Raw genomic sequence first — 12973 nt, 5'->3', positions numbered from 1 at the left:
CATGCGACGAGTCGAGATTCAGGCATTCCTCCCCGGTGGGGACGGCGGCGCGGTGTTCGACCAACTGGTCGACTTCGAGCGCTACCCGCACCTGGTCGACGTGGTCCAGACGGTGACCGTGCAGTCGCCGGCCGACGCGCGGCAGGTCGTCAGCTCGTGGGAGGTCCTGTTCCGCAACGGGATCCTCGCGTGGACCGAGGCCGACGACCTGGACCGTGATCGTCTCACGATCGAGTTCGACCAGATCGACGGCGACTTCGACGAGTTCTCCGGCGCCTGGACGCTGCGCCAGGACCCGGACGGGGTGGCGATGACGTTCGTGGCGAGCTTCGACTTCGGCGTACCCAGCCTCGCCAGCATCATCGACCCGGTCGCCGAGCGGGTCCTCACCGAGACGATCCACCACGTCCTGCGGGGACTGTTCCCGGCGGTGATCATCCCGGACGGCGTCCTGGCGACCGCGTCGGTCGGTGTCAGCGGGAAGGCCTGACGATGGACCAGCTGAACACCTTCGACACGCCGACGACCGCCCGGCTGCACCGCGCGGAGTGGTTCGCCGGACTCGCGCTGGCGAGTGGCCTGTTCATCGCGCACTGGGACGAGATCCGGTGGCTGCCGGCGATCGGGCTGTTCCTCTACATCGACCTGATCGGATACATCCCCGGGGCGATCGCCTACCATCGCAGCCCGGACGGGCGGATTCCGAAGGCGTACTACGTCCTCTACAACAGCATGCACAGCCTGCTCAGCGCCGGACTGGTGGTGGCGCTCTGGGCCTGGCTGATCGGGCCGGAATGGGCGCTGCTGGCCGTACCGATCCACCTCTTCGGTGACCGCTCGCTCTTCGGCAACCAGCTCAAGCCCTTCGGCGTGCCGTTCGAGCCGAAGCGCCTGCCCGCCTTCGACGCGCTGCTGCGCGAGGTGACCGGCCGTCCGTCCCCGGCCCCTGCCGGACGAGCCGACGCACCGGTCCCGACGGCCACGTCGAGACCCACCTCGGTGGCCTGATGAGGCGGCCGGGCTCTGCGGCGAGCGGCTGGCAGCGCGACGACCCCCGGGCCGCGCGACTGCCCGCCCTCGCCGGCGACGAGGAGGCGTCCGTCGTCATCGTCGGAGGTGGGCTGGCCGGGCTGGCGCTGGCGTACCAGTTGACGAACCACCTTCCCGCCCGCGACATCATCGTCCTGGAGGCCAGCGAGGTCGGCTCCGGCGCCAGCGGACACAGCACGGGCATCGTCGGCCCCGGGGTCGGCGGCCCGATCACGACGCTGGTCAAGCGGTACGGGCGGGACCGGGCCCGGAGCATGTTCGCCGCCACGCTCGACGGGATCGCCGCGCTGCGGCGGTTGGCCCGGGTCCTGCCCGACGGCTGCGAGCTGACCGACGGCTTCCAGCTCGTGGCCGCGTCGGCGCCTGCACACGCCGGGTGGCTGCGACGTCAGGCGCGGACCCTGCGCGACCTCGGCTTCGACGCCTGTTACCTGGACCGCGACGGCACCACCGAACGGCTGGGCAGCGCCCGGTACCACGGCGCGTTGTGCTATCCCGACGTGGCGCTGGTCAACCCGTGGCTGCTGGTCCAGGCACTCCGGGCGGCGCTGCTCACCGCCGGTGTGCGCATCGCCGAGAACACGCCGGTCACCGCGATCACCGGCGGCGACCCGGTCACGGTGACGGCCGGGGGACATCGGGTACGCGCCAGACGGGTGGCCCTGACCACGGACGGCTTCACCACCGGGCTGCACCTCTTCACCCGGAACGTCGCGGTGATCCGTACCCATGTCCTGCGCACCGGCCCCGTCCCGGCCGACCTGCTGGCGCGGACCGGCTGGGACGGACGCGGCGCGGCCATCGACAGCCGGTCGTTCTTCAACTACCTACGGATGACCGCTGGCGGCCGGCTGCTGTTCGGCGGTGGTCCCGCCCTGTTGGAGCCGCGCGTCGACGAGCGCGGAATCGCCGCCGTGCGGGACCGGCTGGTCCGCGAACTCGCCGCGACCTTTCCGGCGCTGGCGGACCTGCCGGTGACCGACTTCTGGTCCGGCGTGACGGCGTCCACGTTCGACCGGCTGCCGATCGTCGGTCCGGTTCCGGGCCGACCGGGCGTGTGGTTCGCGGGCGCGTGGTGTGGGCACGGCCTGGCCCTCTCCGCCCTGACGGCCGAGTTGCTCGCCCCCGAGCTGGCCGACCTCGCCGATGGTCCCGACCAGGCAGCGTCCGCACCGGACCTGCCGTGGCTGCGCAGCACCGCGGGTCTGATGCCGACCGGCCGGGTCGGCAATCTGCTGCTGGCCGGCTACCTGCGCGGCCTGGACGTGGCCGACAGGGTCGCCGCCGTCCGCCCAGGGCCGAGGTCGGCCCCGCCGGCCCGCACGGCGTCCGCCGTGCCGGCCGAACCGGCGGCGTCCGCGTTGCGGCCCCGACCGCCGGTCGCGACGGCGACGGACCTGCCGGCCAGGGCGACCGGGTCCGGCGTCGCCGGGGCGTCGGAGCCGCCCACTTCCGCGGGAGAGGTACTGATCTCTGGGACCACACGACGGCCGGCGCCGACCGAGGAGCCTGCGGTCGCTGTGCCGGTCGGCGCGGCGGTGGCCGGGAGTCGGGCGGTGGAGCAGCAGGTCGACGTCGCGATCGTGGGGGCCCGGGTGGCCGGTTCGGCGCTGGCGGCCCGGCTCGCCGCCGCCGGGTTGTCGGTGGCCGTGTTCGACCGCGGTGACCTGCCCGCGCCGACACTGTCCACGCACATCCTGCACGGCACCGAGGACCTGCGGATCGAGGGCGTGTACGACAGCGTCGTCGCACACGGTGTGCCGCCGCTGCACGACGTGTGGGTCCGGCTGGACGACGTGAAACTGCACTTCCGCCATCCGGACGACCCGGGCCTGTGTCCGCCTCGGGACGTCCTCGACCAGGTCCTGCTGGACCGGGCGGTCGCGGCCGGCGCCAAGACCTCCACCGGCACCGCCGTGGTCGGCCTGCGGCGCGACTCCGACGGCACGGTGAGCGGCGTGACCGTCCAGCGCGCCGACGGATCGGTCCGGGACGTCTCGGCGCGGCTGGTGGTGGGCGCGGACGGCCGCAACTCGTCGGTGGCCCGGTGGGTGGGCGCCCGGCAGTACCTGACGGCGCGCAGCGAACGGTCCCTGCTCTGGCGGTACTTCACCGGCGTCCGGATCCCGCCGGCGCTGCTGTGGCACCGCATCGGCGTGCACATCGTCTCGATCCTGCCCACCGGACCCGAGGATTTCGTGGTCATCGCGCAACCGCCCGAGCGCCTACAGGGCGAGCTGGCCGGTCGCGACGTGGCCGGGTTCCTGCGCCACGTCGAGTCGGTCAGCCCCGAGGTGGGCCACCTCGCCGCCGCCGGTGAGCCGGTGGGAGACCTCAACCGCATGGTGCGGTACCCGTGCTTCTTCCGGCAGCCGTTCGGACCGGGCTGGGCCCTGGTGGGCGACGCCGGGCACGCCAAGGACGCCACCCTGGGCCACGGGATCAACGACGCGCTGCGCAACGCCCGGAGACTCGCGGCAGTGCTCACGGCGCACTGGGAGCAGCCCGCGGCGCTGTCGTCGGGACTGGCCCGGTGGGCTCGGGACCGGGACCGGGCCGAGTTGCCGAACTACTGGTACGGCCAGGACATCGGCCGGGGCGGCCCGGTCACCGCGATGGAGCACGCGTTCCTCGCCGGCCTCCAGCGCGACCCGCGGGCCGTGGGCCGGCTCGACGACGTGATGGGCGACCGGCTCGACGCCGACCGGCTGCTCACCCTGCCCCGGCTGGTGGGCGCCGTCGCCCACCGTGTCACCAGCGGCGAACCCGCCTCGGCCGTCGGGCGTGAGGCCGTGGACCTTGTCCAGCTCGCGTGGGCACGCCGACGTGCGGCGACCCGCCACGACCCGTCCGCTCCCTGACAGGTGGAGGCCGCCGCCATGGAAACGATGACCGCCCTGGCCGTCCTGCGCCGGCACGCGCAGCACTCCAGCGCCGCGCTGGCGCTGAACCGGGACACGCGGCACTTCACGGTGACCGGTCTCGACGGGTTCATCGCGTACCGGCCGGCCGGTCGGCGGCACGCGGTGCAACTGGGCAGCGTCTACGCCGACCCGGAGGACCGCAAGCGGCTGCTCGGGGCGTTCCACGGGTGGGCGCAGCAGGAGGGCCGGCGACTCTGCGCGGTCCAGCTCACCCCGGACGACCTCGACCTGTACGCCGAGTTCGGTTACCAGCTCAGTCAGCTCGGTGCCGCGTACTCGATCGACCTGGACAGCTTCACCCTGCGGGGCCGCAAGTTCGAGAAGGTCCGCAACAAGTTGGCGCGTTCCCGGCGGGCCGGGATCACCGTCGTGGAGGCCGGCCGGGACGTGCCGTACGACGCGCCGCTCGCCGCGCGGCTGGACGCCCTGGACGCCCGCTGGCTCGCCGACAAGGGCCGGCACGTCAAGCAGATCGAGTTCCTGGTCGGTGAACGTGCCCGGCCGGACGATCCCGTACGCCGGCTGTTCCTCGCGTTGTCCGACGGTGAGCCGGTGGCGTACGTGTCGTACTCCCCGGCGTTCGGCCGCGAGGGTGGCTGGCTGTACGACATCACGCGCCGTGAGCCCGACGCGCCACCCGGCGCGGTCGACCTGGCGTTCGTGGTCGCGTCGCAGCGTTTCCAGGCCGAGGGTGCGCGGTGGCTGCACCTGGGCCTCACACCGTTTCGGGAGCTGTCGGCCGCGCACCAGCCGGCCTGCGGCAGCCACCGGGGCACGGACCGGCTGATCGGGTTCATCGCCGAGCACGGCGACTGGATCTATCCGGCCCGTAGCCAGGCCGAGTTCAAGGAGAAGTGGCAGCCGAGGGTGACGCCCGAGTACGTCGGCTTCCACCCGAGTGTGTCACTGCGTACCGTGTGGCGGTTGCTGCGACTGACCCGGGCGGTGTGACAGCGCGGGGCATTCGGGCCAGGGCGTCCTCGCGACTGTCGAAGATCGGGAAGACCCCGTCGAGGCGCATCGTGTGCAGGACGGTCCGGATGAACCGCGACGGCGCGGCGAGGCAGAGCGTCAGACCCCGCTCGCGGGCGTCGAGGTGGGCCCGCACCAGCAGGCCGAGGCCGGTGGAGTCGATGGCGCGTACGCGACTCAGGTCGACCAGCACGGGCGCGTCGGCGTCGGCCGCCTGCCGCAGCGCGGCACGCAGCGCGTCACCCGTGGCGACGTCGATGTCGCCGCTGGCGGTGACGATGGTGGCGTCGTCGAGGTGGTCGATGCCGAGGACTCCGCCGGGGCCGTGGCCCTCGCTCGCTGCCTGCCGGGGGTTCGAGGGCGGGAGCAGGCTGCAGTGGGGGCAGCGGTGCGGGCCGGTGGCGAACGGGGAGCCGCTCCAGCCGTGCTCGGACACGAGCGTCCAGACGACCTCGGCGTCGGGGAGCACGCAGGCGGTGGCGGTGAGACTGTCGCCGCAGGTGTCACAGATGAGTGTCATCAGGTTGTCGTCCGGGACGACGGTCATGCTGCTGGTCCTTCCTGTCCGGGAGTGTCCGGCGGGCGGGTGCGGCGACGCTCAGGTTCGGGGCGCGACGCGGGCCCGACCGAGGGCGACCAGCGCCGGCTCGGCCGGCCCGGGCTCGTCGGGGGTTTCCGAGCCGCCGGGCATCCCCGGCCCGGCGACGATCGGCAGGACCTGGTCCAGCCGGGCGTGCTGCAGGATGCGGTAGATCCGCGGGTTGGGGTTCCGCACGACCAGCGCCCCGTCCGCGCGGGCCAGCCGTCGGTGGACGTCCAGCAGCAGGCCGATGGCGGCGGCGTCGATGTACCGGCACTCCGACAGGTCGACGACGATCTGCCCGGGGTTCAGCGCCAGCAGCCGGTCGAATACGGCGCCGCTCTCGGCCAGGCAGCTCAGGTCCAGTTGGGTGATGCTGACCTCGACCAGCGGCAGCGCGTACGACGGAGGTTTGAGTGGTCCCGTCACTGTCGTACCCCTTTCTCGTGGCTCTGGTCGCCTGCCACCGTGCCGGTCCGGCGTGGCGGGCGTCCCGCGGATCTATGACAGTTGAGTGACAAATCCGCAGGCCGGCGGGCGCGATTGGCCGTGCCGTCGTGGCCTGGGGATGATTCCGTTATGACGGCCGTACTGGTGATCGAGGACGACGACCGGATCCGACTGGCGCTGCTGCTCGCCCTCCAGGACGAGGGGTACGACGCGGTGGGCGCGGCCACCGCCGAGGAGGGGCTGCGCGCGCAGCGCCGTGATCCGGCGGACTACGTGCTGGTCGACCTCATGCTTCCCGGCCTCGACGGCTTCGAGTGCATCCGGCAGCTCCGCCGCGACGACGACGTGCCGATCGTGGTGGTCAGCGCCCGGGACGACACCCATGACATCGTCGCCGCCCTGGAGGCCGGCGCGGACGACTACCTCGTCAAGCCGGTCGCGATCAAGGAACTGACCGCGCGGCTGCGGGCGCTGCGCCGCCGCGCCCGCGCCGTGGTCGGGGGACCGGCGGCGGTGCCCGTGCTGGCGTTCGGCGAGTTGGAGATCAGTCCCGACGCGGGCGAGGTGCGTCGTGGCGGCCGGCCGGTCGCGGTGACCCGTACCGAGTTCCGGCTGCTGTGCGAGCTTGCCGAACACGCCGGTCGGGTGCTGTCACGCCAACAGTTGCTGCAACGCGTCTGGGGCTACGACATCGGCGACGAGCGGCTTGTCGACGTGCACGTGGGCCGGTTACGGCAGAAGATCGAGCCCGATCCGGCGACTCCTCGGCACCTGGTCACCCTGCGCGGTATGGGTTACAAGTTGCAGCGATGAGACGCCTCGGACTGCGTACCCGGGTCACCGCCGCGTTCGCCGTCGGCGCGCTCCTGCTCGCCGCCTCGATGGCCCTGGTCTCCTACGAGCTGACCCGCCGATCGCTGATCGGGGAGCGGGAACGCACCGCCCTGCGCGCCGCGTACTTCGACGCGACGGTCGTCCGCGCCGGGATCGACACCGACACCCCCGATGTCGTGGAGGTGCTGCGGTCGCTGGACACCGGTGGCGGGCGACGGCCGGTGCTGCACCTCAACGGCGAGTGGTACGCCCGCACGGCGGATCCCGGTCCGACCACCGCCATTCCCCAGGAGCTGCGCCGTGTCGTGGCGTCCGGCCAGCCGGCGGTGCAGCGGGTACGGGTGGACGGCCAGTCGGTTCTCGTGGTCGGTGTGCCGCTGTCCACGACGGCGACGTACTTCGAGGTCAACTCCCTGCGCGAGTTGGAGCAGACGTTCCAGGTCCTAGCGCTCGCGCTGACCACCGTGGCCATCATGATCGCCGGTTCCGGGGCCGCGCTGGGGTGGCACGCCACCCGGCACGGGCTGCGCCCGTTGACGGCGGTCGCCGACGCGGCGGAGAAGATCGCGGCCGGCGACTTCACGGCCCGCCTGGACCCGGCCACCGACCCCGACCTGACCCGGTTGTCCTCCTCGTTCAACCAGATGGTCGACCGGCTCGCCCACCGCATCGAGCGCGACCGGCGCTTCGCCGCCGACGTCAGCCACGAACTGCGGTCGCCGTTGCAGACCCTCGCCGCCGCGGCGAGCGTGCTGGCCCGTCGCCGCGAACACCAGGACGAGCGGACGGCGATCGCGGCGGGGTTGGTCGCCGACGAGATCGACCGCTTTCAGCGACTCGTCAACGACCTGATCGACCTGGCCCGTAGCGATCAGCCCGCACACCGCGCGCCGGTGGACCCGGTGGCGCTGGCCCGCGCCGCCTGCGCGGCCCTGGACCTGCCGACGGCGATCGTGCGGCTCGCGCCCGGGGTGCCCACGACGTGGCGGGTCGAGCGGCGGCGCGTCGCGCAGATCATGGCGAACCTGCTGGACAACGCCGTGACCTACGGGGGCGGTCCGACGTCCGTCCTGCTCGACCGGGACGGCAGCGCCGCCGTGATCGAGGTCGAGGACGACGGCCCGGGCGTACCGGTCGAGGACCGGGAGGCGATCTTCGACCGTTTCGTGCGTGGACGTGCCGCCCACACGCGTGGCGCGGGCGACGGCACCGGACTGGGTCTCGCTCTGGTCGCCCAGCACGCCGCCGCGCACGGTGGGACCGTCACCGTCACCGACCATCCCGGCGGGGGCGCCCGGTTCCGTGTCACCCTGCCGGAGAGCCTGGCATGAGCCGTCGGCACCTGCTCGTTCTGGGCCTCGTCGCGCTGCTGGCCGGCTGCGGCATCCCCACCGACGACGCGCCCCGCCCGGTGCCGCCGCCGCGCGGGCCGTTCCCGACCACCGCCGACTCCGCCCCCGCCGACTCCGCGCCGGCCGGTCCGGCCACGGAGACCCTCTGCCTCGTCCGCGACAACCGGATCGTCCCGGTGCTGCGCAGCGTCGACCGTCCACCCACGATCGAGGAGCACCTGCGGCACCTGTTCGCCGGCCCCACCGCGAACGAACGCGGCACCGACCTCACCAGCGCCCTGCCGGGGGCGGTCAACGCGGCGGGCGCGACGCTGAGCGCCAGCCAGGCCCGGGTCAGGGTCGACGAGCCGGGTGACGACGCCGGTCGCAGCGACGAGGTGCTCGCCTTCGGGCAGGTCGTCTGCACGCTCACCAGTCGCCACGACGTCAGCACCGTGACGTTCCTGCGCGACGAACGGCCGCTGGCGGTGCCCCGCGCCGACGGGTTGTTGTCCACACAGCCGCTCAGCCGTGCCGACTACGCCCCCCTGATCGCTCCACAGTGAGCGCTCCCGCCGAGCCGTCCGAGGTCGATCGTCGAATGTCGTTTCAACCGGACAGGTCCGTGGGTATCTGCCCGCCGGCTGATCGTCCGACCGACGGAGACCCTCGTGATCATGGCTTTGCTGCTCGACCTCGCCAACATCGTCGGCGGCTTCCTGCTCGCCGTGACCCTGCTGCGGCTGCTGCCGCGCGTCGGTGACGACCTGGGCCGGCTCGCCGGCCGGGCCGCGCCCGTCGCATGGGTGGTCGGGCTCGTGGCGCTCGTGACCGGTGGCTACTACCTGATCGTCCACCTGGTGTCCGGCCCTCGGGTGTTCCACTTCGAGATCGTCGGCATCGGTGTCGGCCTGGCCCTGTTGTGGGACCGGCTGACCGGTCGTCCCGCGCCCCGCACCGAGCGGTCGGACGCCGCGACCGGAGTTCGCCTGTTGCTCGCGATCTTCGGCCTGATCGCGATCATCGTCGGCATCCAGGGCCTCTTCACCCCGGACGGCTGATCGTTTTCCGCGCACCCCCCTTCACCGAGGAGACCCCTATGTCCGCCCAGGCATTTCTCTACATCATCGCCGTCATCCTGATCGTGCTCGCCGCCCTGCCCCTGCCCACCCGGGGCGTCTCGTTCGCGCTCCTGGGTGCCGCCTGCGCGCTGCTCGCCTACGCCTGGCCGGTGATCACCAACTGATCCTGCGCTGTCGACAGTCGGTGGCCGGGAGCGTGCGGCGTTCCCGGCCACCGGTGGTCAGAGCGGCTGGCCGAAGTGGCGGGTGAGCGCGGCGCGCAGCGTGTCGGCGTCTCCGGCCGACCATGCGACGAAGCAGTCCGGTCGGACGAGCAGCCCGGTCGCCGTGGTGCCCGCCAACCGGCCGGTGACCACGTCCACCCGGTCCCGCCAGGGCGCGGCGACCTCCGCCCAGGCGCCGGTGGAGTCCAGCAGCAGGGGCCGGGCGGTGCGGGTCAGCTCGGCGAGGCGTACGACGCCCCGGTCGCCGTGGACGACCAGGTCCGGGGCGGGCCGACCGGCCATCGGGTCGGCGGGATCGGCGGGGTAGCGGATGTCCGCGCCGGACATCAGCGCCGCGATGTGCCCGGTCACCTCCGGCATCCGCAGTAGCTCGGCGAAGAGTTCCCGCAGCCCGGTGATCTCCTCGCCGGGTCCGATCAACGCCGACTGTGCCTGGGTCGACATGACGACCCGCTCGGCGACCGGACGACGTTCGCTCTCGTACGTGTCGAGCAGACCCTCCGGCGCCCAGCCGCGTACGGTGGCGGCGAGCTTCCAGCCCAGGTTCACGGCGTCCTGTAGACCGAGGTTGAGGCCGGGACCACCCATCGCGGGGTGCACGTGCGCCGCGTCGCCGACCAGCAGCACCCGCCCGGCACGGTAGCGGGCGGCGATCCTGGTGTTGCCGCCTTTGAGCCGGCGGAGCAGGCCGGGGCCGTCGGGTGGACCGAACGGGACGTCGACGCCGAGCACCCGGGTGACGCTGGCGCGCAGCTCCGCCAGGCTCATCGGGGTCTCGTCGCCGGTCGGCGCGTCGGGCCACTCCGTGGTGCTGACCAGCGCCGGCCGGCCGGGGAACGGGGCCCAGGCGATCAGGCCGCGCGGCGTACGGGTGTGCTGGAACGGCGGCACGATCCCGTAGCCGGGGGCGAGCAGGCCACCGGTCTCGGGGTCGAGGGACGACGCGGGGACGCTCACCGTGGCGGTACGCGAGACCGACCTGTCGTTGGTGACGCCGGGGAATTCGATGCCGGCGGTACGGCGTACCAGACTGCGGCCGCCGTCCGCGCCGACGAGGAAACGGGCGGTGAGCCGCGTACCGTCGGCGAGGTCGACCTCGACCGCGTCGGGCCGTTGGCGCAAATCGACGACCTCGTGGCCGCGGCGCAGGTCGACGCCGAGCTCGGCGGCGCGGGCGGCGAGGACGGCTTCGAGCTGGGCCTGCGGCACGCCGAGCACGTAGTGCGGGTTGTCCGCGAGCACGGTGAGGTCCAGCGGGAACGCGCCGAAGGTGAAGGCGGGTTGCGGGGACGGCGGGTTGCCGTCGCCGCTGAGGCGCGCGTGCAGGCCGCGCCGGTCGAGGAGGCGGACGACCTGGCCGACGAGGCCGTTGGCGCGCGGCTCGCCGCCGGGCGTCGGATGGCGTTCGAGGACGACGGGGTGGACACCGGCGAGGGCCAGTTCACAGGCGAGCATCAGGCCGTTCGGGCCGGCGCCGACGATGAGGACGTCGATCACGGTCGTGATCCCTTCGGGGCGTGCGTCGTCGCCACGGCGGGCACGGCGTAGGACCGGCCCGCCGCGGGGGTGTGACGCGGCTGAGGATGGTGGGTGAGCGGTGCCCGGGTGCGGGCCGGCGGGTCAGCGGGGCGGCGCGGGCAGGCCGGCGGCGACCTGGGCGAAGGCGTCGGTGATGAGGTGTTCGATCGGGGTGGGCGGGTCGGCGCTGTCCAGGTAGTGCGCCATGGCGACGGCGACGGCCGCGCTGGCGGCGGCCGCGACGAGCCTCGGGTACATGTCGGTGGCGAGGTCGGTCCCGGTGCGCTCGGCGACCGCGCTGGCCAACTCGGCCTCGGCGGTCGCGACGGCGCGCAGGCGCTCGCCCTGGAGGGCGGGCTCGGCGAGCATGGTGCGGACGCCGGCCACCCACTGGGCGTGCGCGGGGGACGGCATCGCCTCGACCTCGGGGCCGCGGGTGAACTGCGCCAGCGCGGCCTGGGTGAGCGCCTCCCACAGCGGCTCGTCGGCGGGACGTTCGCGCAGCGCGGCGGCGGTGCGCAGGCTGCGGTCGAGATGGCGGGAGGCGATGGCCTCGGCCTTGCTGGAGAAGTAGTTGTTGAAGGTGCGTGGGGAGACGCCGGCCGCCTCGGCGATGTCCTCGACGCGGACGTTGTCGTAGCCGCGCTCGGCGGTGAGGTGGATCGCGGCCCAGCCGAGCGCCGCCCGCGTCTCGGCCTTCTTGCGTTCCCGCAGCCCCGTCATGCCACCACACTAACACTTATTGCGTGCCCCGCAAAGATGCGTGTCACGCAAGAATAGGGCTTTGGGATGATGGGGCGATGGACGATCTCACCCAGCCGCTCGGCTACCGGCTCATCACCGGCCCCGACGATGCCGAGTTCTGCGTCCGGGTCAGTGCCCTGCTGGCCCAGGGTTACCGGTTGTACGGCTCTCCCGCGCTCACCTTCGACGGGGAGCGCGTCATCGCCGCACAGGCGTTGGTGCTGGCTGACCCGCAGGCCTGACCCACCGGCCGCGGCCGCTCGGCGCCCACCCGTCGCGTCCCCGTTCCCCGGCGTTCGGCAGCACGTCGACTGAGATCGATAGAGTGCGCCGACCGCCCACGTCGGCGGTCCTCAGGTGTCCGAAGGGGAGTAGATGTCGACGACAACACGCCGCCCAGCCCGCGCCCTCGGTGCGCTCGCAGCTGCTCTCGCGCTGGTGGCGGCCCTGGTGCCGGCCACACCGGCGGCCGCGGCGACCACGGCCTTCAAGGCGGCGACGCTGAACATCTACAACGGGTTGAGCCAGGCCGACTTCGCGCACGACCTGAACCTGATCGCGTCCCGGGCGGACCTCGTCGGTCTCAACGAGGTCGGCAACCGCAAGGACTTCCTGGAGGGCTGGGCCGCCGACAACGGGTGGTGGTTGTATGCGCCGGGCGGCACCAACCAGGCCGGCGAGGCGCTGATCGCCCGCAGGAGCGTGTTCGACGTACGGGACAAGGGCTCGATCTTCGTGTGTGACACCAACGGCCCGGGTGAGGTACCGCCCGCGCGGTACAACAACTGGGTCACGTACCGCCACAAGGCCAGCGGGCGCACCGTGACACACATCAACGCCCACGCGGTGGCCGGCATCGAAGACGCCGGCCGGCCGGAGGACCTGCCGCGCACCCGGTGCGCCGAGGCACAGTTCCAGGGCCTCAGGGACCTGGCGGTCGACAAGCAGCGCGACGGTCAGGTCATCGTGAGCGGTGACCTCAACGTCGACTTCAGCGCCGACCGCGGCTACGGGTACGCGAAGTTCCCGTGGCGGGTCTTCGAGGCCAACGAGCTGCCCAACCTGCGCTCCAGCTACAACCTGTACGGCGAGAAGGGCACCGGTACGCACGGCAACCGGCACATCGACTACATCTACTTCTGGAAGCGGCTGCCCGAGTACCAGCTCATGTGGATGACCGGCTACGACATCGTCGGCGGCACCGCGTCCGACCACAACGGCGTCGTCGCCACGTTCACCATCCAGAGCTGAGGAACGGTCGACG

Annotated in this window: 15 protein-coding genes; 11 read left to right on the top strand and 4 right to left on the bottom strand. The window is 72.9% G+C overall.

Going from position 1 to position 12973, the window contains the following annotated elements:
* The first annotated feature begins 1 nt into the window (after position 1).
* Genes ACN269_RS07465 through ACN269_RS07450 form a run of 4 tightly spaced genes read left to right on the top strand, consistent with a single transcriptional unit; the run spans position 2 to position 4925 of the window.
* Positions 2-490: an SRPBCC family protein gene (locus ACN269_RS07465; RefSeq protein ID WP_421471723.1), complete on the top strand. Its 489-nt coding sequence runs from the start codon at positions 2-4 to the stop codon at positions 488-490.
* Between the two features lie 2 nt (positions 491-492).
* Positions 493-1008 carry a hypothetical protein gene (locus ACN269_RS07460; protein WP_421471722.1) on the top strand — a complete coding sequence of 172 codons (516 nt, stop codon included), beginning with the start codon at positions 493-495 and terminating at the stop codon, positions 1006-1008.
* Positions 1008-3911 (top strand): FAD-dependent oxidoreductase, encoded by a 2904-nt coding sequence (locus tag ACN269_RS07455; protein WP_421471721.1) that lies wholly within the window; start codon positions 1008-1010, stop codon positions 3909-3911. Before ACN269_RS07460 ends, ACN269_RS07455 begins: the two co-directional genes overlap by 1 nt.
* Positions 3912-3929: 18 nt before the next feature.
* Positions 3930-4925, top strand: coding sequence for a bifunctional lysylphosphatidylglycerol flippase/synthetase MprF (locus ACN269_RS07450; RefSeq protein WP_421471720.1), 996 nt, complete (start codon positions 3930-3932; stop codon positions 4923-4925).
* Here ACN269_RS07450 and ACN269_RS07445 read toward each other — a convergent pair.
* Together ACN269_RS07445 and ACN269_RS07440 are read right to left on the bottom strand one after the other, a co-directional pair.
* Positions 4819-5493, bottom strand: coding sequence for an STAS domain-containing protein (locus ACN269_RS07445; protein WP_421471719.1), 675 nt, complete (start codon positions 5491-5493; stop codon positions 4819-4821). The genes ACN269_RS07450 and ACN269_RS07445 overlap by 107 nt on opposite strands.
* Before the next feature lie 51 nt (positions 5494-5544).
* Positions 5545-5955 carry an STAS domain-containing protein gene (locus ACN269_RS07440; RefSeq protein WP_421471718.1) on the bottom strand — a complete coding sequence of 137 codons (411 nt, stop codon included), beginning with the start codon at positions 5953-5955 and terminating at the stop codon, positions 5545-5547.
* Between the two features lie 150 nt (positions 5956-6105).
* Between ACN269_RS07440 and ACN269_RS07435 the strand changes: the two genes are divergently transcribed.
* The 5 genes from ACN269_RS07435 (at position 6106) to ACN269_RS07415 (ending at position 9387) form a co-directional block, all read left to right on the top strand.
* Entirely contained in the window at positions 6106-6789 is a 684-nt protein-coding gene (locus tag ACN269_RS07435; RefSeq protein WP_421471717.1) for a response regulator transcription factor, read from the top strand.
* Positions 6786-8141, top strand: a complete 1356-nt coding sequence (locus tag ACN269_RS07430) for a sensor histidine kinase (RefSeq protein ID WP_421471716.1) — start codon at positions 6786-6788, stop codon at positions 8139-8141. Before ACN269_RS07435 ends, ACN269_RS07430 begins: the two co-directional genes overlap by 4 nt.
* Positions 8138-8707 (top strand): GerMN domain-containing protein, encoded by a 570-nt coding sequence (locus tag ACN269_RS07425; RefSeq protein ID WP_421471715.1) that lies wholly within the window; start codon positions 8138-8140, stop codon positions 8705-8707. Before ACN269_RS07430 ends, ACN269_RS07425 begins: the two co-directional genes overlap by 4 nt.
* 111 nt (positions 8708-8818) lie before the next feature.
* Positions 8819-9202, top strand: a complete 384-nt coding sequence (locus ACN269_RS07420; RefSeq protein WP_421476217.1) for a hypothetical protein — start codon at positions 8819-8821, stop codon at positions 9200-9202.
* 38 nt (positions 9203-9240) lie between these two features.
* Complete coding sequence (locus ACN269_RS07415; protein WP_421471714.1) at positions 9241-9387, top strand: hypothetical protein; 147 nt, start codon at positions 9241-9243, stop codon at positions 9385-9387.
* A gap of 57 nt (positions 9388-9444) precedes the next feature.
* Here the strand turns inward: ACN269_RS07415 and ACN269_RS07410 are convergent, their stop codons facing one another.
* Positions 9445-10944 carry an FAD-dependent monooxygenase gene (locus ACN269_RS07410; protein ID WP_421471713.1) on the bottom strand — a complete coding sequence of 500 codons (1500 nt, stop codon included), beginning with the start codon at positions 10942-10944 and terminating at the stop codon, positions 9445-9447.
* A gap of 123 nt (positions 10945-11067) precedes the next feature.
* Positions 11068-11688: a TetR/AcrR family transcriptional regulator gene (locus ACN269_RS07405; RefSeq protein WP_421471712.1), complete on the bottom strand. Its 621-nt coding sequence runs from the start codon at positions 11686-11688 to the stop codon at positions 11068-11070.
* A 77-nt stretch (positions 11689-11765) separates the two neighbouring features.
* Between ACN269_RS07405 and ACN269_RS07400 the strand changes: the two genes are divergently transcribed.
* Together ACN269_RS07400 and ACN269_RS07395 are read left to right on the top strand one after the other, a co-directional pair.
* Positions 11766-11951 carry a DUF1737 domain-containing protein gene (locus tag ACN269_RS07400; RefSeq protein WP_421471711.1) on the top strand — a complete coding sequence of 62 codons (186 nt, stop codon included), beginning with the start codon at positions 11766-11768 and terminating at the stop codon, positions 11949-11951.
* Between the two features lie 133 nt (positions 11952-12084).
* Entirely contained in the window at positions 12085-12960 is an 876-nt protein-coding gene (locus ACN269_RS07395; RefSeq protein ID WP_421471710.1) for an endonuclease/exonuclease/phosphatase family protein, read from the top strand.
* Positions 12961-12973: the final 13 nt, after the last annotated feature.

It is taken from the genome of Micromonospora sp. WMMD736 (assembly GCF_049179015.1).
Classification (GTDB): Bacteria; Actinomycetota; Actinomycetes; order Mycobacteriales; family Micromonosporaceae; genus Micromonospora.
The sequence above is the reverse complement of the archived record's forward strand: the minus strand, read 5'-3'. Positions and strand labels throughout refer to the sequence as shown.